Below are 18,437 nucleotides of genomic sequence, written 5' to 3' on the forward strand. Positions count from 1 at the left end.
GGCTCTAGTAAACGGCGCTTGCGGGCGCCGTTTTCAATTCAACTGCCAGGAGAGGGCATGCGCGATTACAAGTGGCTGCACGAATATTGTCTGAACCGCTTCGGTTCGACGGCCGAGCTGGAAGCCCACCTGCCTGTGCCCAAGACCCCGGCGCAATTGCGCAAGATCACCGATGACCGTTACCTGTCGACTTTGGCGCTACGGGTGTTTCGTGCGGGCTTGAAGCACAGTGTGGTCGATGCCAAGTGGCCGGCGTTTGAGCAGGTTTTTTTCGGCTTCGATCCGGAAAAAGTCGTGCTGATGGGCGCCGAGCACTTGGAACGCCTGATGCAGGACACCCGCATCATCCGCCACCTGGGCAAACTCAAGAGTGTGCCGCGCAATGCGCAGATGATCCTCGATATCGAGCAGGAGAAGGGCAGCTTCGGTGCGTTTGTCGCCGATTGGCCGGTGACCGATATCGTCGGGTTATGGAAATACCTGAGCAAGCATGGCCACCAACTGGGTGGGCTGTCGGCACCGCGGTTTCTGCGGATGGTGGGCAAGGATACGTTTGTGCCGAGCTATGACGTGGTGGCGGCGTTGAACGCGCAGAAGATCGTCGACAAGGCGCCGACCAGCCTGCGGGATCTGGCCACGGTGCAGGGCGCCTTCAACCAGTGGCATGCCGAGAGTGGGCGTCCGATGTCCCAGTTGTCGATGATGCTGGCGTATACCGTCAACCATTGATCATTGTAGGAGCGTGTCAATCGGCCAGTCGACGGTTCAGTTGATGCCGCCAACGCACATACAACAGCGCCGTGCAAAACACCGCCAGGCTCGCCAGCATCTCTAACACCCCGAACCACTGGCGGTTCGGGTCGTACGCCGCCAGCGCGCCCTTGATGAAATACAGGTTCACCACAAAGCACACCCACGAATGCCCGCGGGCGCTGCCTATGATCATCCCGGGCGCGAGTACCAGCAGCGGCACCAGTTCGATCAGCAGGATCACCCATGGACGCGCCCCGTGCAGGTCGGCGATGAACAGGTAGTACACGCACAACAAACCCACCAGCCCAAAAAACGCCAGCAGGCTCAGTGCCCGTGCAACCTTGACCCGCGGTTCCAGCCATGCCTGGGGCGGCAGGATTTTAGGCTTCCTGGCCACGGCCGTTCTCCAGCAGCGTGGCGGTCTTGGCCAGGCGCAAGCCCAGGGCTCGGCACAGGGTGATTTCATGGGGGTCGAGCATGCGCTTGCCGTCGGGCCCGGAATGGTGACTGGCGCCGTAAGGCGTGCCGCCGCCCTGGGTATCGAGCAGCGCCTGCTCGCTGTAGGGCAGGCCGGTGATGAGCATGCCGTGGTGCAACAGCGGCAGCAGCATCGACATCAGCGTGGTCTCCTGGCCGCCATGCAGGCTGGCGGTGGAGGTGAACACGCCGGCAGGCTTGCCCACCAGCGCGCCGGTGAGCCACAGGTTGCTGGTGCCGTCGAGGAAGTACTTGAGCGGCGCGGCCATGTTGCCGAAACGGGTCGGACTGCCCAGGGCCAGGCCCGAGCAGTGTTTCAGGTCATCCAGGCTGGCATACAGCGCGCCTTCATCGGGAATGCTCGGCGCCACGGTTTCGCACTCGGTGGAAATCGCCGGCACCGTGCGCAGCCGCGCTTCCATGCCGCCTTGTTCGATACCGCGGGCAATCTGTCGGGCCATCTCGCTCACCGAGCCATTGCGGCTGTAATACAACACCAGCACATAGGGCGCGCTCACGGCAGGATCTCCAGTACGTTCTCGGGTGGGCGGCCAATGATGGCTTTATCGGCGGTTTCCAGGATCGGGCGCTCCATCAGCTTGGGGTGGGCGGCGATGGCGGCGATCAATTGCGCTTCGCTGAGGTTGGCGTCGGCCAGGTTGAGGGTCTTGTATTCGTCTTCGCCGGTGCGCAGCAGCTGACGGGCGTTGATCCCCAGTTTTTCCAGCAGGGCCTTGATTTGCGCCGCATCCAGTGGGGTTTCCAGGTAGCGCACCACGTTTGGGGTGAGGCCACGGGCCTCCAGCAGTTCGAGCGCACCGCGGGATTTCGAGCAGCGCGGGTTGTGATAAAGCGTCAGATCGGTCATGTGCGGGTCGCATCTTGCGTAAGGTGGCGGGTATTCTACCTGCGCTGGCGCCTGTCCTTAAACCGTAAGAGGCGATAGGCCGCAGCCCATGTTCATTTTTGCGAAGGAATACCCCATGACAAGGCGACTGATCGGTGCATTGGCGATCATCACAACCCTGCTGCTCAGCGGCTGCGGTAACGATTACGGCGTTGACCAATACGGCCAGAAAGTGGCGGCCGAACGCCTGGACAAGCAGTGGCTGGTGGTCAATTACTGGGCCGAATGGTGTGGACCGTGCCGCACGGAAATCCCCGAACTCAACGCCTTGGCCGAGCAATTGAAGGGGCAGGGTGTGGGGGTGTTCGGAGTCAACTTCGACAATGTTCAGGGTGAGGAGTTGAAAGCCGCCAGCGACAAACTGGGAATCAAGTTCACGGTCCTGGCCCAGAACCCGGATGGGATCTTCGAGATTCCGCGCAGCGAGGCCTTGCCGGTGACCTATATCATCGATGACAAGGGCAAGGTGCGGGAGCAATTGATGGGGGAACAGACCGCAGAAGGGGTGCTGGGCAAGCTCAAGGCCCTGCGCGGTTAAAGCAACACCTCAGAGAAAGTGTGGGAGGGGGCTTGCTCCCGATAGCGGTGTAACAGTCAATTGATGTATTGACTGACACACTGCTATCGGGACCAAGCCCCCTCCCACATTGAGATCCCATCAATCCGAAGATTGGGGATATCAGCCTTCTTCAAGCCACAAGCGAATCGGCTTGCCCTCGGCCGGCCAGAACCGCGTCTGTTCGATCGGCGAGATGTCCCAGCGCTGCACGCCTTGCAGGGCCTGGAAAAAGCGCTGCTCCTGCTCCATCAGTGCCTCGGCGCAGAGTTTGCGGGTGCTGCCGATCTGGCCGAAGCTGAGCTTGTCGCCCTCGACGGTGTACGGCGCGAACCAGTGGTTGCAGCCGCCATTGCCATAGGCACGACCATCGGCGCCGAGGGTGACGGTCAGGTGCGCATAGTCCATCAGCGGCCGTTCACCGATCCATTCCACCACATAGCTGTGGTCGCGCTCCAGCTTCGCGCCATCCGCGGCGCAGCCGGCCAGGCCCATACCGATTGCACCGAGCAACAACGCGCCTTTCATTGCGCAGCCTGCTGGCATTTCGGGCAGCGGTGCTTGTCGCCTTCGCTGGCCCAGCCGAGTTCTTTGATGCGTGCGTTGGCAGCCGGCTGCAGTGGCTCCTTGGTCAGCTTGGTTTCCACCGCAAATTCAAACTCCAGCACGGTGTCGCAGCTGTCGCAATTGACCTTCCAGGTATGAATCTCCAGCTCACCGAACTTCGGCCCCTGGGCCATGGCGACCCATTGGCCGGCTGGGCGGATGGAGTAGCGTGCGTCACCTTCGACGGTCAGGCGCATCGACAGGGTTTTACTGCCGCGCAAGGTGACGATCAGCACGTCGCCATGCTTGATCGAACCACCGTTGCCGGTGACTTGGTAACGGCCCGGCACCAGGGCGCGGCATTCGATCAGGGTGTGTTGCGGGCTCAGCAAGCTGAAGCGGAAATCGTGTTCGGCCATGGATCCTCCAAATAGGCGCGGCATCCTATCACGGGTGCCGGCCTATCATGAGCCTGGTATGTGACCGCTGATCATCCCTCGACCCGGTTCTGCGCCCGGCCCTCGGCCCAGGCCGCGATGTTGGCCAGTGTTGTGCCGGCAATCGCCGCCAGGGCCTCGCGGGTGAGGAATGCCTGGTGCGCGGTAATGATCACATTGGGGAAGGTCAGCAGGCGGGCGAGCACGTCGTCTTGCAGGGGCAGGTCCGAGCGATCCTCGAAAAACAGCTGGGCTTCTTCCTCGTATACATCCAGCCCCAAATAGCCCAACTGGCCCTCCTTGAGCGCTTCGATCAGCGCCGGGGTATCGACCAGGCCACCGCGCCCAGTATTGATCAGCATCGCGCCGGGCTGCATCTGCGCCAGGGAGCGGGCGTTGATCAGGTGCTGGCTGTCGACGGTCAACGGGCAGTGCAGGCTGATGATCTGCGCCTCGGCCAGCAATTCGGGCAGGCTCACGTAACGGGCGCCGAGGGCCTGGACCTGCGGATTCGGGAAGGGATCGCAGGCCAGCAGCTGGCAGCCGAAGCCGGCCATGATCTTGGCGAACGTGGCGCCGATTTGCCCGGTGCCGACCACGCCGACGGTCTTGCCGACCAGATCGAAACCGGTGAGCCCGTGCAGGCTGAAATCGCCATCGCGGGTGCGGTTGTAGGCCCGGTGCAGCCGCCGATTGAGCGCCAGGATCAGCGCCACGGCATGCTCGGCCACGGCGTGGGGCGAATACGCGGGCACGCGCACGATGGTCAGGCCCAGGCGCTTGGCAGCCGGCAAGTCGACGTGGTTGTAACCGGCCGAACGCAGGGCAATCAGGCGCGTGCCGCCTTTGGCCAGTTGCTCCAATACCGGTGCGCTGAGGTCGTCGTTGATAAAGGCGCAGACCACCTCGTGGTGTTCGGCCAGGGCCACGGTGTCGAGGTTGAGGCGGGCGGGTTGGAATTGCAGCTCGATGCCCTGGGGGCGCGGCTCTCCGAGAAAGCTGTCACGGTCGTAGGCTTGGCTGCTGAACAGAATGACGCGCATCAAGAAGGCTCCCTGCAGTTTACACGTTGGAAATGCTGACTAAATGTGGGAGGGGGCTTGCCCCCGATGGCAGTGTGTCAGTCGAAATATCTGTAACTGATACACCGCCATCGGGAGCAAGCCCCCTCCCACATTGTTGATTCGTTGCCCATGAAAACAGGATCAGGCGCTGACCCTGGCTTCACTGGCCAATCGCGCAATGGCCATGTCCAGTTCATCCAGCGCGGCCATGGCCTTGGCATCATCCTGCTTGAGCAGGGTTTCGGCGCGTTGGCAGGCTGCGCGCAGTTGCGGCACGCCGCAGTAGCGCGTGGCGCCGTGCAGACGGTGGACGCGTTCGATCAGGGCATGGTTGTCATTGGCTTCGCGGGCGAGGGTGATTGCCAGGCGATCAGCTTCCAGGGAAGCCAGCAGCATGGCGAGCATGTCAGCGGCGAGGTCTGCCTTGTTGGCGGCCAGGCGCAGGCCTTCCTCGTGGTCGAGCACCAGCAGTTGTACGCCCTGGGCCAGGCCGTCGTTGGCGCGCTCCTGGCCTTGGTTGCGCAGGGCCAGCCCGGTCCATTTCAACACCACCTGGGCCAATTGGCGCTCACTGATGGGCTTGGTCAGGTAGTCGTCCATGCCGCTTTGCAGCAGGGCGCGTTTTTCGTTGGCCATGGCGTGGGCCGTGAGGGCGACCACCGGCAGCGGCGTGCCGTGGCGTTCGCTTTCCCATTGACGGATGGCCTCGGTGCTCTGGCGCCCGTCCATGCCGGGCATTTGCACGTCCATCAACACCAGGTCGAAGGTTTCTTGCTTGACGGCATCGATGGCTGCATAGCCACTTTCCACCGCCTGCACCTTGGCCCCCATGTCTTCCAGCAGGGTTTGCACCAGTAGCAGGTTGGCCGGATTGTCGTCCACGCACAGCACCCGTGGCGCACGGCTGGACAGCGGCTCTCCCGGTTCGCTGCGCGAGGGGCGCGGGCTGATCAGGTCGGCCAGGGAGCGGCGCAGCTTGCGTGTACAAGCGGGCTTGGCCTGCAACTGGCTGTTGGGGTTGGGCACCGATTGGTTGAACAGCATCTGCTCGGTAGTCGGGCACAGTACCAGCACCTTGCAGCCCAGGTGTTCGAGGTCCCACAAGTGTTGGTTGAGACGCTCGGGTGGAATGTCATTGGCGGTGACGCCGAGCACCGCCAGGCTGATCGCCTGTTCGGTCTGGTGCGCACTGGTGATGCCATTGGTCAGGCTTTCCAGGGTGTTGAACGGTGTGACTTCCAGGCCGCAGTCTTCCAGTTGATGTTGCAGGGCCTGGCGCGCCAGTTCGTGGTTTTCCAGCACGGCCACGCGGCGACCCAGCAGCGGCGGGCCGGGCAGGTCTTCAACGTCGTCACGGGTTTTGGGCAGGTTCAGGCTGATCCAGAACTCGGAGCCTTCACCTGGCGTGCTGTCGACGCCGATTTCGCCGCCCATCTGCTCGATCAAACGCTTGGAAATTACCAACCCCAGGCCAGTACCGCCGGGCTGGCGCGACAGCGAGTTGTCGGCCTGGCTGAACGCCTGGAACAGTGCCCGGACATCCTGGTTGGACAGACCAATGCCGGTGTCTTGCACGCTGATGCGCAACTGCACGCTGTCTTCCTGCTCATCCTCGATCATCGCCCGGGCAACGATGGTGCCTTCGCGGGTGAACTTGATCGCGTTGCTGATCAGGTTGGTCAGGATCTGCTTGAGGCGCAGCGGGTCACCCACCAACGCCAGCGGCGTGTCGCGGTACACCAGGCTGACCAGTTCGAGCTGCTTGGCATGGGCGGCGGGGGCGAGGATGGTCAGGGTGTCTTGCAGCAGGTCCCGCAGGTTGAACGGCACGCTGTCGAGTACCAGCTTGCCGGCCTCGATCTTCGAGAAGTCGAGGATCTCGTTGATGATACCCAGCAGGTTGTCGGCGGATTTTTCGATGGTGCCCAGGTAATCCAGCTGGCGCGGTGACAGCTCGCTTTTTTGCAGCAGGTGGGTAAAGCCGAGGATGCCGTTGAGTGGCGTGCGGATCTCATGGCTCATGTTGGCCAGGAATTCCGACTTGATGCGGCTGGCTTCCAGGGCTTCCTTGCGCGCCAGGTCCAGCTCGATGTTCTGGATCTCGATGGTCTCCAGGTTCTGGCGCACGTCTTCGGTGGCCTGGTCGATGCTGTGTTGCAATTCTTCCTGGGCATTCTGCAGTGTTTCGGCCATGCGGTTGATGCCCGACGCGAGCTGGTCCAGCTCCTGGCTGCCCAACAGTGGCAAACGTGTTTCCAGGTTGCCGTCCTTGAGCTGGGCCACGGCTTGCTTGATCTGGCCAATCGGCGAATTGATGGTGCGGCTGATTCGCAGGGCGAGGGCAGCGGTACACATCAGACCGATGGCGATCAGCAACAGGCTGGCGAACAGGCTGCGGTAGCCACGCAGCAGCATGCCGTTGTGGGACAGCTCCACTTCGACCCACCCCAGCAGGCGGTCAGACTCATCGGGGATGAGTTCGCCCGCCAGGTTGCGATGCCGGCCGAATACCGGCAGCAAATAACGGGTGGCATCGTTGCCGGTGCGCTGCAGTAGGTGCGAGCTGTTACCGGTAGGCGGCGGGTTGAGCATGGTCGGGCCGGCGTGGGCCAAGGGCGAACGGTCTGGGGCGAGGAACGACACCGCGCGCACGTCTGACTGCTCCAAGGATTGAGTGGCGATGCGCTCCAGCAGTTCAGTGTTCTTGTGGCCCAGGGCAGGCGCCACCAGCGGCGCCAATTGTTCGGCGATCATTTCGCCGCGTTGCAGCAACTGGCTCTGCAATTCCGACAGTTGCATCCAGGTGAAATAGCCTCCCAACACCAAGGCCATCAGGCTGGTCGGTAATAAGGTCAGCAACAGTACGCGGCCTTTTATCCCCATTCTTCTAAGCACGCCACTCTCCTGCTACCACGTTGTTATCAATTATCCACGCTGGCATCCGGCCCGCGCCACCTGCGCAGTGTAGCCATTTGCACGGTCTGGAATCTTGCAAATTAATGACATGCGGCAATCTTCGGGCCATTCGGCGCCGGGTGGCGATTGCCTGTAGCCATTTAATCTTGAATAATCAGTGATTGAGAATGACTTGCAGACGCTAATGACTCCCGCAACAGTTGGCCTACCTACTATCCTGACCATCGAAGATGACCCTGTGTTGGGGGCCTACGTGCATGAGCAGCTTGGCCGCAGTGGTTTTCAGGTGACGTGGTGTCGCAACGGCCAGCAAGGCCTGCAAATGGCCCGAGACCAGGCATTTGACCTGGTGTTGATGGACATCCTGTTGCCGGGGCTGGACGGGCTGTCGATCCTCACGCATTTGCGTCAGAGCCACGCCATGCCGGTGATTCTGATGTCGGCCCTGGGCGCCGAAGCCGACCGCATCAGCGGCTTTCGCCTGGGCGCGGATGACTATCTGCCCAAGCCGTTCAGCATGGCTGAATTGCGCGTGCGCATTGAAGCCATCCTGCGCCGGGTGGCCCTGGATCGCCGGCCTGAGCCGCCGCGCGCAGTGATGCGGGAGAATGTCCCGGTGCTGCATTTTGATGATGAGCGCTGTGATGTGTGCTGCCAGGCACAGTGGGCCGGACTGACGCGCAGCGAGTACCGGCTGCTGGAAACCCTGCACCGCAACGCTGAAGAAGTCCTCAGCAAAGCCTTCCTGTATCAGCAAGTGCTGCAGCGTGGGTATGCGCCCCATGACCGCAGCCTCGACATGCACGTCAGCCAGATTCGCCGCAAACTCAAGGCCATCGGCTATGCCGAGCGTGAAGTGCGCACGGTGTGGGGCAAGGGCTACGTGCTGAGTGGTGTTGATGAAGGGCTTTGAGCGGCTGCCGGGCAAGCACTCGCTGTTCTGGAAACTGGCCTGCCTGTTGATCGCGTTCTGTTTGCTGATGATCTGGCTCAGTTGGTCGTGGGGCCGCTATATGGAGCAGCAGAGCGCGTACCTGTCGGACAAGTCGCGGGAGATTCTCAGTGGCTATGCGGCAGGCGCCGAGCTGGCCTGGAGCACACAAGGTCGCGCCGGGGTGGATGCCTGGTTGCAACTGATGGCCAAGCGTGAAACCACCTGGGTTGGCGTGATCGGCAACGATTTGCAATCCCTCAGCAACACGCCCCTGAGTGACAAGGAAAGCCAGCGCCTGACCTTTTTGCGCGGGCTGGATTGGCCGGTCAGCCGGCATGTCACAGGGCTGCCCTGGATGAAGGTGCCGTTTCCGGTCGATCCTGGCCTGGGGTCGCTGGTGATCGAGTTGCCGCAACGTTTTATGCCGGGGCGCTATCAACTGTTCTGGCGGATAGTCACCAATGGTGTGATTCCGGGCCTGTTCACCCTGTTGCTGTGCATCGGCCTCTATCGGCTGCTGATCATGCCCCTTAATCAATTGCGCGAGCAGGCCAATGCCTGGCGTGCGGACCAGTTGCATACGCGGCTGTCCCGGGATGCGACCAGCCGCCAGGATGAATTGGGAGAGTTGGGGCGCGCCTTTGACCATATGTCCGAACGCCTGCAAGGCACGGTGCGCTTGCAGCAGCAGTTGCTGCGCGACATGTCCCATGAACTGCGTACGCCCTTGAGCCGCCTGCGGGTGGCCTGCGACAGCGAGCAAGACCCGGCCCGCCTGCGTGAGCGCCTGGGGCGGGAAATCGACGCCATGCAACGCCTGGTGGAAGACAGCCTGCAACTGGCCTGGCTCGACAGCGAAACAGCGCCGCTGCCCCAGGAAGACATTCAACTCCAGGCTTTGTGGGACATGTTGCGCGAAAACGCCTGTTTCGAAAGCCACTGGCCGGCGTCGCGCTTGCCGTGCCTGTTGCCGGCGGACAGTTGGGTGCGTGGCAACCTGAACGCACTGGCCCAGGCCCTGGAAAATATCCTGCGCAACGCCATACGCCATTCTCCCGACGATGGCTGCGTGCAACTTGACGGGTGTCGCGAGGGGGATTATTGGCATATCTGGCTGCAGGATCAGGGCGGCGGTATTGATGAGCGGGATTTGGAACGCATCTTCGCGCCTTTCACCCGTTTGGACGGCTCGCGGCCCGGCGATGGTGGGTTCGGCCTGGGCCTGAGCATCGCCCGCAACGCGGTGCAGCGCCAGGGCGGGCGCTTATGGGCGGAAAATACCGGGCAGGGCCTGCGGGTGCATCTGCGCTTGCTGGCTCGTTAGCTTTTCAGCGCCGACGCAATTTACGTTTTTTCCACTGGTGCGCCACCCACCAGCGCCAGTACGCCATCGTCAAGCAATAGGCCAGAGCCCCCAATACCAGGCCCAGCACCACCGAACCCAGCAGGAACGGCTGCCAGAGCGTGCTCAGCTGGCCGCTGATCCATTCCCATGTGAGGTTATCGGGCAGGCTGCGCGGCGGTACGTTCATCAGCCAGGCGCCCGTCATGTAGGTACACACAAACACCACCGGCATGGTGATCGGATTGGTCAGCCACACCAGGCTGACGGCGATCGGCATATTGCCGCGCACGACGATCGCCAGGATTGCCGCAAGCAGCATCTGCAACGGAATCGGAATAAACGCCGCAAATAAACCCACCGCCATGGCACGAGCCACTGAATGCCGGTTCAGGTGCCAGAGGTTCGGATCATGCAGCAGGGTGCCAAGAAACTGTAATGACTTATGTTCCCTGATACTGCTGGGATCGGGCATGTACCGTTTGAATAAGCGCCGGGGCATAAGGGGTCCAGGTCAATTTGAGGGGCAAGTATGCCCGGATTCTATAAACAGAAAATTCAGACTTTGTGACAAAACATCATAGGCGCTGCCGGTCAGCCAGCTAAAACTGAGTGGATCAGTGGAAAAGGATGATCCATGAAAACAGCGATGTTGGCCTTGGCGCTGGGGCTACTGGCGTTGCGTTGGTTACCTGCGTTGCCGTCTGGCGCAGGGGTGTTGGGCATGTTGGTGCTGGTGTTGATGCTGCTGCCTTTTCGCACCTATCCCGTGGCGTTCTTCCTGTTGGGTTTGAGTTGGGCCTGTATCAGTGCGCAGTGGGCGCTGGATGACCGCTTGCGGCCGGTGCTGGATGGGCAGACGCGCTGGGTCGAAGGGCGTGTCATCGGCCTGCCGCAACAGACGGGCACAAGCGTGCGCTTCGAACTGGCCGACAGCCGGTCGCGCACTGCGCGGCTGCCCAAGCGCATCCGCGTGTCCTGGCATGGCGGGCCGACGGTTAACAGTGGGGAGCGCTGGCGCCTGGCATTGACGCTAAAGCGGCCTGCCGGCCTGCTTAATTTCCACGGGTTTGACCATGAGGCCTGGTTGCTGGCCCAGCGTATCGGCGCCACCGCGACGGTAAAGGACGGCGAGCGCCTGGCGCCGGCCCGCAATGCCTGGCGCGATGCTGTCCGCCAGCGCCTGCTGGCCGTGGATGCCCAGGGCCGCGAGGCGGGCTTGGCTGCATTGGTACTGGGCGACGGTTCCGGGCTGGCGCCTGAGGATTGGCAGGTGTTGCAGGACACCGGCACGGTGCATCTGCTGGTGATTTCCGGGCAGCACATTGGCTTGCTGGCGGGGTTGATCTACGGCTTGATCGCTTTGTTGGCGCGCCATGGGTGCTGGCCCCGAACCTGGCCGTGGCTGCCGTGGGCGTGCGGCTTGGCATTTTCCGGGGCGTTGGCTTATGGCCTGCTGGCGGGGTTCGGCGTGCCGGTGCAGCGGGCTTGCGTCATGGTGGGCCTGGTATTGCTGTGGCGTTTGCGCTTTCGTCACTTGGGTGTTTGGTGGCCGTTGTTGCTGGCGCTGAACGCTGTGCTGGCGCTTGAGCCCCTGGCCAGCCTGCAACCGGGGTTCTGGCTGTCGTTTGCGGCGGTCGCAGCGCTGGTCCTGGCGTTCAGCGTGCGCCTGGGGCCGTGGAGCGCCTGGCAGGTCTGGACGCGTCCCCAGTGGTTGATCGCCATTGGCTTGTTCCCGTTGTTGCTGGTATTGGGTTTGCCCATCAGCCTCAGTGCACCCGTGGCCAACCTGGTTGCGGTGCCGTGGATCAGCCTGGTGGTGCTGCCCTTGGCGCTGCTGGGCACGGCGCTGCTGTGGGTGCCGTTGGCCGGTGACGCTTTGCTGTGGTTGGCGGGTGGCGCGCTGGACGGCTTGTTCAAGGGCCTGGCGCTGCTTGCTGTGCGACTGCCTGCCTGGATACCGGCCGAAGTACCTTTGGGCTATTGGCTGGTGAGTCTGGCCGGCGCAGTAATTTTGCTATTGCCCAAGGGGCTGCCGTTTCGGTTATTGGGCTGGCCCATGCTGTTGTTGGCGGTTTTTCCACCCAGGGAGTCGATACCCCATGGGCAGGTGGACGTGGTGCAGCTGGATGTCGGCCAGGGGCAGGCCCTGATCCTGCGCACTCGCCATCACTCCTTGCTTTATGACGCCGGGCCCCGGTCTGGGCCTGTCGACCAGGGGGCGCGGGTCGTCTTGCCGTCGTTGAAAAAGCTGGGGGTAGGGCAGTTGGACATGATGCTGCTCAGCCATGCTGATGCCGATCATGCCGGCGGTGCGGAGGCAGTGGCCCGGGGGCTGCCCGTCAAGCGCGTGGTGGGCGGCGAAACCGAAGGCCTGCCGGGGTTTCTCGGTACCCAGGCCTGTACCCGTGGCGAGCGTTGGGAATGGGATGGCGTGGCCTTTGAGCTGTGGCAATGGGCCGGTGCGATTGATGGCAATCCGAGGTCCTGCGTACTGCAGGTCGAGGCCAATGGCGAACGCCTGCTGCTCACCGGCGATATTGATCGCGCCGCCGAACAGGCATTCCTTGCCTCGCCGCTGGCGGTGCCGACCGATTGGCTGCAGGCCCCGCACCATGGCAGCCGCAGCTCTTCGTCCTGGCCCTTCCTGCAGCGGCTGGCGCCGGCATCGGTGCTGATCTCCCGTGGGCGCAGCAATGCATTCGGCCATCCTCATCCACAAGTAATGGAGCGCTATCAGGCCCTGGGCAGTCGGGTATATGACAGCGCTGAACAAGGCGCAGTGCGCCTGCGCCTGGGAACGTTCCTTCCACCGACTGTTGCGCGCAGTCAACGCAGGTTCTGGCGCGAACCGTTACCGTAATCCGGCGTTACCAAAGACTCTGGGCCGCGACGGGCGGGCCTGTAGCCGACGAACCCCGCTGCCGAACCTATATGGTAAAGTGGCGCACTTTTTCGAGGGGACATTCACTGTGTGGGAATTGGTCAAATCCGGCGGCTGGATGATGTTGCCGATCATTCTGAGCTCCATCGCCGCACTCGGCATCGTTGCCGAACGCCTGTGGACCCTGCGCGCCAGTCGCGTCACCCCCGAGCACCTGCTGGGGCAAGTCTGGGGCTGGATCAAGAACAAGCAGCTCGACAAGCAAAAACTCAAGGAACTGCGCGCCAATTCGCCGCTGGGTGAAATCCTCGCCGCCGGTCTGGCCAACTCCAAGCACGGTCGCGAGATCATGAAAGAGTGCATTGAAGAAGCGGCTGCGCGGGTAATCCATGAGCTGGAGCGTTACATCAACGCTCTCGGTACCATCGCCGCCATGGCACCGCTGCTCGGCCTGCTCGGCACGGTGCTGGGCATGATCGACATTTTCAGCTCATTCATGGGCGCGGGCATGGCGACCAATGCGGCGGTACTTGCCGGCGGTATTTCCAAGGCCTTGATCACCACGGCTGCGGGCCTGATGGTGGGGATTCCCGCGGTGTTCTTTCACCGCTTCCTGCAACGGCGCATCGATGAGCTGGTGGTCGGCATGGAACAGGAAGCTATCAAACTGGTGGAAGTGGTGCAGGGCGACCGTGACGTGGACTTGGTCGAGGGTAAAGCGTGAAATTTCGCCGCAAGCAACGGGAAAATGTCGATATCAACCTCGCGTCATTGATCGACGTGGTGTTTATCCTGCTGCTGTTCTTTGTCGTGACCACCACCTTCACCCGGGAAACCCAGCTGCGTGTCGATTTGCCTGAAGCAGTGAGCGGTTCGCCTGCCGAAGACCAGCAGGTCAAGCAACTGGACATCGCCATCAGCGCCGATGGCGTGTTTTCGGTGAATAATCAGTTGCTGGAGAAAAACGACCTCGCCAGCCTGATGGAAGCCTTGCAGAAGGAATCTGGTGGTGACACCCAGTTACCGCTGTCCATCAGCGCTGACGGCAAGACCCAGCACCAAGCCGTGATCACCGCCATGGACGCTGCCGGCAAGCTCGGTTTCAGTCATTTGCGCATGACCACCGTCGAGGCGGCGAGCCCACCCTGATGGCCATGTCCGATCGTTTGCTCAAGGCCTGGTACGAGGGCCATCCGGCACTGGTGTTGTTGCGCCCGCTGGAGTCACTGTATCGCCGGGTAGTGCAACGCAAGCGTGCGCGCTTTGTGGCGGGCGAGGGCGAGATCTATCAATCGCCGGTGCCGGTAGTGGTGGTCGGCAACATCACCGTAGGAGGCACCGGCAAGACGCCGTTGATCCTGTGGCTGATCGAACACTGCCGGCGCAGCGGTTTGCGCGTGGGCGTGGTCAGCCGTGGCTATGGTGCCAAGCCACCGCAACTGCCGTGGCGGGTCGAGGCCGGCCACAGCGCCGACGTGGCCGGCGACGAGCCCTTGCTGATCGTGCAGCGCAGCGGCGTAGCGCTGATGATCGACCCCGACCGCAGTCGCGCGGTAAAGGCCCTGCTGGCCAGTGAACCCCTGGACCTGATCCTTTCCGACGACGGCTTGCAGCATTACCGCCTGGCCCGCGATCTCGAACTGGTGCTGATCGATGCCGCCCGCGGGCTTGGCAATCGACGCTGCCTGCCTGCCGGGCCGTTGCGCGAGCCGGTGGAGCGCCTGCAGAGTGTCGATGCGCTGCTGTATAACGGTGCCGCGACGGACCGTGAAGATGGCTTTGCCTTTCGCCTGCAACCCACTGCGCTGATCAACCTGCACAGTGGCGAGCGCAAGCCGGTAGCCTACTTTCCCGAGGGCCAGCAGGTGCATGCGGTCGCTGGCATCGGCAATCCGCAACGTTTCTTCAATACCCTTGAAACGCTACACTGGCAGCCGATACCCCATGCTTTTGCCGACCACGCGCCCTACAGCGCCGAGGTCTTGAGTTTTAACCCGTCATTGCCGCTGGTCATGACCGAAAAGGACGCGGTGAAGTGCCGCGCCTTTGCCCAGCCCGACTGGTGGTACCTTGCGGTGGATGCGGTGCCGTCACCGGCGTTCGTCGCCTGGTTCGACACGCAGCTGATGCGTCTGCTGCCCGACCGTCTCTTGCCTTAAAACGCTTCTTTCCAGGAAACACTCATGGACACCAAACTGCTCGATATCCTCGCTTGCCCGATCTGCAAAGGCCCGCTCAAGCTCAGCGCCGACAAGACCGAGCTGATCAGCAAGGGCGCCGGCCTGGCTTACCCCATCCGTGACGGCATCCCGGTCATGCTCGAAAGCGAAGCCCGTACCTTGACTACCGATGAGCGCCTGGATAAATGACCACCGCCTTTACCGTTGTCATTCCCTCCCGCTATGCCTCGACGCGCCTGCCGGGCAAGCCGCTGCAAATGATCGGCGACAAGCCGATGATCCAACTGGTATGGGAACAAGCCTGCAAAAGCAGCGCCGAGCGCGTGGTGGTCGCCACCGATGACCCGCGTATTATCGAGGCGTGCAAAGGCTTTGGTGCTGAAGCGGTACTGACCCGTGAAGACCACAACTCCGGTACTGATCGCCTGGCCGAAGTGGCCACCCAGCTCGGTTTGGCGCCAGACGCCATCGTGGTGAACGTACAAGGCGACGAGCCGTTGATCCCGCCGAGCGTCATCGACCAGGTTGCCGCCAACCTGGCGGCCCATGGCGAAGCCCGCATGGCGACCCTGGCCGAACCGATCGAAGATATTGAAACGCTGTTCAATCCGAACGTGGTGAAAGTGGTCAGCGACATCAATGGCCTGGCACTGACGTTCAGTCGCTCGACCCTGCCTTGGGCGCGGGATGCCTTCGCCAGCAATCGCGACATATTGCCGGAAGGCGTGCCGTATCGCCGCCACATCGGCATATACGCCTATCGTGCCGGTTTCCTGCATGATTTCGTCAATTGGGGCCCCTGCTGGCTGGAAAACACCGAATCCCTGGAGCAACTGCGTGCCCTGTGGCACGGCGTGCGCATCCATGTCAGCGATGCGTTGGAGGCGCCGCCAGCAGGTGTCGATACCCAGGAAGACCTGGAACGCGTCCGTCGCCTGTTGGGCGCCTGATGGAAGTCCTGTTTGTATGCCTGGGCAATATCTGCCGCTCGCCGACCGCTGAAGGCGTGCTACGCCATAAATTGCGCGACGCAGGCTTGTCCGGCCAGGTTGAAGTGGCGTCTGCCGGCACCGGCGAATGGCATATCGGCAACTCGCCGGACCAGCGCAGCCAACGTGCGGCGCTGGCGCGGGGTTATGACCTGTCGTCCCAGCGTGCCCAACAGGTCAGCCGCGCCGACTTCGCGCGCTATGACCTGATCCTGGCCATGGACCACAGCAACCTGCGCAACCTCAAGGCCATGCAGCCGGGGCAGGGCAAGGCGGAACTGGACTTGTTTTTGCGCCGCTTTGACGGCGAAGTGGACGAAGTGCCAGACCCTTACTACGAAGGTGAACAAGGTTTCGAGCGGGTCCTGGACCTGATCGAGCGCGCCTGCGATTTATTGGTGATCGAATTGAAGGGCCGCTTATGACCTTGCAAGTGCTTGCGCAGGTATCGCTCAAGCCATTCAACAGCTTCGGCATTGATGTGCGTGCGCAATTGTTTGCCGAGGCCCACAGTGATGCGGATGTCCGCGAGGCTCTGGCCTACGCGGCTGCACAATCGCTGCCACTGTTGGTGATCGGTGGTGGCAGCAACCTGTTGCTGACCCAGGATGTGCCTGCGCTGGTATTGCGCATGGCCACCCAAGGCATTCGCGTGGTGCACGACGATGGCGTGCACGTGGTCGTCGAGGCCGAAGCAGGCGAAGCCTGGCATCCGTTTGTGTTGTGGACCCTTGAGCACGGCTTTTGCGGTCTGGAAAACCTCAGCCTGATCCCCGGCACCGTCGGTGCGGCGCCGATGCAGAACATCGGTGCCTACGGCGTGGAGATCAAGGATGTGTTCGCCGGCCTCACCGCCCTGGATCGCCAGACCGGCGAGCTGCGGGATTTCAGCCTGGACGAATGCAGGTTTGCTTACCGTGACAGCCTGTTCAAGCATGAGGTCGGGCGCTGGTTGATCCTGCGGGTACGCTTTGCCCTCAGCCGCGCCAGCCAGCTGAAACTTGACTACGGCCCGGTACAACAACGCCTGGCCGCCCAGGGTATTACCGACGCCACGCCAAGCGATGTCAGCCGGGCGATCTGCAGCATTCGCCGGGAAAAACTGCCGGACCCGGCAGAGTTGGGCAATGCCGGCAGCTTCTTCAAAAACCCACTGGTGTCCCAGGCTCTCGCTGCCGAACTGCAAAGCCAACACCCGGACTTGGTCGCATACCCTCAGGCCGACGGGCAAATGAAACTCGCCGCCGGCTGGCTGATCGACAAGGCAGGGTGGAAGGGCTTTCGAGACGGCGATGCGGGGGTACACAAGATGCAGGCGCTGGTGCTGGTCAACTACGGCACCGCCACAGGCCGCGAGATTGCCAACCTGGCGTTGCGTATCCAGCAGGATATCTTCAAGCGCTTCAAGGTCGAGCTGGAAATGGAACCCAACCAGTACTGACCATTCGTGCAGGCCTGGAAATAAAAATGCCCCGTATCTCGCGATACGGGGCATTTTTTATTGTGACTGACTGATCAGTCGTCGCGGCTCATGATGCCGAAGATCTGCAACAGGCTGATAAACAGGTTGTAGATCGAAACATACAGGCTCACGGTCGCCATAATGTAGTTACGCTCACCGCCGTGGATGATGGCGCTGGTCTGGAACAGGATGCACACCGAGGAAAACAGCACAAAACCCGCGCTGATCGCCAGTTGCAAGCCGCTGATCTGGAAGAACATGCTGGCCACTACTGCCGCCAGCAACACGAAGAAACCCGCGGTAATGAAGCCACCCAGGAAGCTCATGTCCTTACGGCTGATCAGCACGTAGGCCGACAGGCCACCAAACACCAGGGCAGTCATGGCAAACGCCGAACTGACCACTTCCGCACCGCCGGCCATGCCGAGGTAACGGTTGAGGATCGGGCCGAGGATGAAGCCCATGAAACCGGTCAAGGCAAACGCCGACACCAGGCCCCAGGCCGAATCGCGCAACTTGTTGGTCAGGAAGAACAGACCATAGAAGCCGATCAGCACGACAAAGATATTCGGATAACCAACGCGCATCTGCTGGGCCACGTAGGCCATCACGCCGCTGAATGCGAGGGTAAGGGCGAGCAGTCCGTACGTGTTGCGCAAGACGCGGCTGACTTCAAGCTGCTCAGCCTGCGCGTTACCATTCACTGCGTAATTCTGTTCGCGCATGGCGACACTCCTTCAGTTTTGAAACGTTCAGTCGCAAAGATCATAACAGACGCCCTGTAACAAGCGATGCAGAGAGTTTGACAGTGTGTTTCATTCGGGTATTATGGCGCCCGCTGAGACGGGATGAGCTACTATAATCCTGTGATGCACAAGGGAAATTGGCAGAGTGGTTGAATGCACCGGTCTTGAAAACCGGCGAACGTTAATAGCGTTCCCAGGGTTCGAATCCCTGGTTTCCCGCCAAGATTCATACAAAAGCCCCGCG

General features: G+C 61.9%; 21 protein-coding genes and 1 tRNA gene. 13 read left to right on the forward strand and 9 right to left on the reverse strand.

The features are described 5' to 3' along the window. The first annotated feature begins 57 nt into the window (after nt 1–57). Nucleotides 58–729, forward strand: a complete 672-nt coding sequence (locus QZR30_RS14180) for a DNA-3-methyladenine glycosylase I (RefSeq protein WP_311903450.1) — start codon at nt 58–60, stop codon at nt 727–729. 16 nt (nt 730–745) lie between these two features. On the opposite strand, the gene QZR30_RS14185 is transcribed toward QZR30_RS14180, so the two are convergent. From QZR30_RS14185 to arsC, 3 genes are read right to left on the reverse strand one after another with little or no spacing between them, the layout of a single operon-like run. Beyond that, nucleotides 746–1,150: a DUF2069 domain-containing protein gene (locus tag QZR30_RS14185; RefSeq protein ID WP_056846551.1), complete on the reverse strand. Its 405-nt coding sequence runs from the start codon at nt 1,148–1,150 to the stop codon at nt 746–748. Further along, nucleotides 1,134–1,748, reverse strand: coding sequence for an NAD(P)H:quinone oxidoreductase (gene wrbA, locus QZR30_RS14190; protein ID WP_046068621.1), 615 nt, complete (start codon nt 1,746–1,748; stop codon nt 1,134–1,136). Before wrbA ends, QZR30_RS14185 begins: the two co-directional genes overlap by 17 nt. Continuing rightward, nucleotides 1,745–2,098, reverse strand: a complete 354-nt coding sequence (arsC, locus tag QZR30_RS14195) for an arsenate reductase (glutaredoxin) (protein ID WP_046068620.1) — start codon at nt 2,096–2,098, stop codon at nt 1,745–1,747. The genes wrbA and arsC overlap by 4 nt, the downstream gene beginning before the upstream one ends. A gap of 115 nt (nt 2,099–2,213) precedes the next feature. Between arsC and QZR30_RS14200 the strand changes: the two genes are divergently transcribed. Further along, nucleotides 2,214–2,675 carry a TlpA disulfide reductase family protein gene (locus QZR30_RS14200; protein WP_043046629.1) on the forward strand — a complete coding sequence of 154 codons (462 nt, stop codon included), beginning with the start codon at nt 2,214–2,216 and terminating at the stop codon, nt 2,673–2,675. A 141-nt stretch (nt 2,676–2,816) separates the two neighbouring features. Here the strand turns inward: QZR30_RS14200 and QZR30_RS14205 are convergent, their stop codons facing one another. The 4 genes from QZR30_RS14205 to QZR30_RS14220 form a co-directional block, all read right to left on the reverse strand. Next, entirely contained in the window at nt 2,817–3,221 is a 405-nt protein-coding gene (locus tag QZR30_RS14205; protein ID WP_043046631.1) for an META domain-containing protein, read from the reverse strand. Next, complete coding sequence (locus QZR30_RS14210; RefSeq protein WP_043046633.1) at nt 3,218–3,658, reverse strand: hypothetical protein; 441 nt, start codon at nt 3,656–3,658, stop codon at nt 3,218–3,220. Before QZR30_RS14210 ends, QZR30_RS14205 begins: the two co-directional genes overlap by 4 nt. Nucleotides 3,659–3,729: 71 nt before the next feature. Then, on the reverse strand, nt 3,730–4,719 hold the full coding sequence (locus QZR30_RS14215) for a 2-hydroxyacid dehydrogenase (protein WP_046068619.1): 990 nt from the start codon (nt 4,717–4,719) through the stop codon (nt 3,730–3,732). A gap of 162 nt (nt 4,720–4,881) precedes the next feature. Beyond that, the gene (locus QZR30_RS14220; RefSeq protein WP_046068618.1) at nt 4,882–7,635 is read right to left on the reverse strand and encodes a response regulator; all 2,754 of its coding nucleotides are present in this window, start codon (nt 7,633–7,635) and stop codon (nt 4,882–4,884) included. 205 nt (nt 7,636–7,840) lie between these two features. On the opposite strand from QZR30_RS14220, the gene QZR30_RS14225 reads away from it, so the two are divergent. Further along, on the forward strand, nt 7,841–8,569 hold the full coding sequence (locus QZR30_RS14225; RefSeq protein WP_046068617.1) for a response regulator transcription factor: 729 nt from the start codon (nt 7,841–7,843) through the stop codon (nt 8,567–8,569). Beyond that, nucleotides 8,556–9,914: a sensor histidine kinase gene (locus tag QZR30_RS14230; protein ID WP_046068616.1), complete on the forward strand. Its 1,359-nt coding sequence runs from the start codon at nt 8,556–8,558 to the stop codon at nt 9,912–9,914. The genes QZR30_RS14225 and QZR30_RS14230 overlap by 14 nt, the downstream gene beginning before the upstream one ends. A gap of 4 nt (nt 9,915–9,918) precedes the next feature. On the opposite strand, the gene QZR30_RS14235 is transcribed toward QZR30_RS14230, so the two are convergent. Further along, nucleotides 9,919–10,434, reverse strand: coding sequence for a DUF2062 domain-containing protein (locus QZR30_RS14235; RefSeq protein ID WP_056846549.1), 516 nt, complete (start codon nt 10,432–10,434; stop codon nt 9,919–9,921). Nucleotides 10,435–10,569: 135 nt separating this feature from the next. Here QZR30_RS14235 and QZR30_RS14240 point away from each other — a divergent pair, with 135 nt between their 5' ends. From QZR30_RS14240 to murB, 8 genes are all read left to right on the forward strand, one after another. Further along, on the forward strand, nt 10,570–12,795 hold the full coding sequence (locus QZR30_RS14240) for a DNA internalization-related competence protein ComEC/Rec2 (RefSeq protein ID WP_311903456.1): 2,226 nt from the start codon (nt 10,570–10,572) through the stop codon (nt 12,793–12,795). A gap of 109 nt (nt 12,796–12,904) precedes the next feature. Next, complete coding sequence (locus tag QZR30_RS14245) at nt 12,905–13,540, forward strand: MotA/TolQ/ExbB proton channel family protein (protein ID WP_046068614.1); 636 nt, start codon at nt 12,905–12,907, stop codon at nt 13,538–13,540. Further along, nucleotides 13,537–13,965 (forward strand): ExbD/TolR family protein, encoded by a 429-nt coding sequence (locus QZR30_RS14250; RefSeq protein ID WP_043046643.1) that lies wholly within the window; start codon nt 13,537–13,539, stop codon nt 13,963–13,965. The genes QZR30_RS14245 and QZR30_RS14250 overlap by 4 nt, the downstream gene beginning before the upstream one ends. Continuing rightward, the gene (lpxK, locus tag QZR30_RS14255) at nt 13,965–14,975 is read left to right on the forward strand and encodes a tetraacyldisaccharide 4'-kinase (protein WP_046068613.1); all 1,011 of its coding nucleotides are present in this window, start codon (nt 13,965–13,967) and stop codon (nt 14,973–14,975) included. Before QZR30_RS14250 ends, lpxK begins: the two co-directional genes overlap by 1 nt. Before the next feature lie 24 nt (nt 14,976–14,999). Then, nucleotides 15,000–15,185, forward strand: a complete 186-nt coding sequence (locus QZR30_RS14260) for a Trm112 family protein (RefSeq protein WP_003174668.1) — start codon at nt 15,000–15,002, stop codon at nt 15,183–15,185. After that, nucleotides 15,182–15,946 carry a 3-deoxy-manno-octulosonate cytidylyltransferase gene (kdsB, locus tag QZR30_RS14265; protein ID WP_046068612.1) on the forward strand — a complete coding sequence of 255 codons (765 nt, stop codon included), beginning with the start codon at nt 15,182–15,184 and terminating at the stop codon, nt 15,944–15,946. Before QZR30_RS14260 ends, kdsB begins: the two co-directional genes overlap by 4 nt. Beyond that, nucleotides 15,946–16,410, forward strand: coding sequence for a low molecular weight protein-tyrosine-phosphatase (locus QZR30_RS14270; protein ID WP_311903457.1), 465 nt, complete (start codon nt 15,946–15,948; stop codon nt 16,408–16,410). The genes kdsB and QZR30_RS14270 overlap by 1 nt, the downstream gene beginning before the upstream one ends. Then, the gene (murB, locus tag QZR30_RS14275) at nt 16,407–17,426 is read left to right on the forward strand and encodes a UDP-N-acetylmuramate dehydrogenase (protein WP_311903458.1); all 1,020 of its coding nucleotides are present in this window, start codon (nt 16,407–16,409) and stop codon (nt 17,424–17,426) included. The genes QZR30_RS14270 and murB overlap by 4 nt, the downstream gene beginning before the upstream one ends. Before the next feature lie 74 nt (nt 17,427–17,500). Here murB and QZR30_RS14280 read toward each other — a convergent pair whose 3' ends face one another. Further along, entirely contained in the window at nt 17,501–18,172 is a 672-nt protein-coding gene (locus QZR30_RS14280; protein ID WP_046068609.1) for a Bax inhibitor-1/YccA family protein, read from the reverse strand. Nucleotides 18,173–18,324: 152 nt separating this feature from the next. Here QZR30_RS14280 and QZR30_RS14285 point away from each other — a divergent pair. Then, nucleotides 18,325–18,415 (forward strand) — tRNA-Ser (locus QZR30_RS14285). Nucleotides 18,416–18,437: the final 22 nt, after the last annotated feature.

It is taken from the genome of Pseudomonas sp. rhizo25 (assembly GCF_031931935.1).
In the GTDB taxonomy this organism is placed as follows: Bacteria; Pseudomonadota; Gammaproteobacteria; order Pseudomonadales; family Pseudomonadaceae; genus Aquipseudomonas; species Aquipseudomonas synxantha.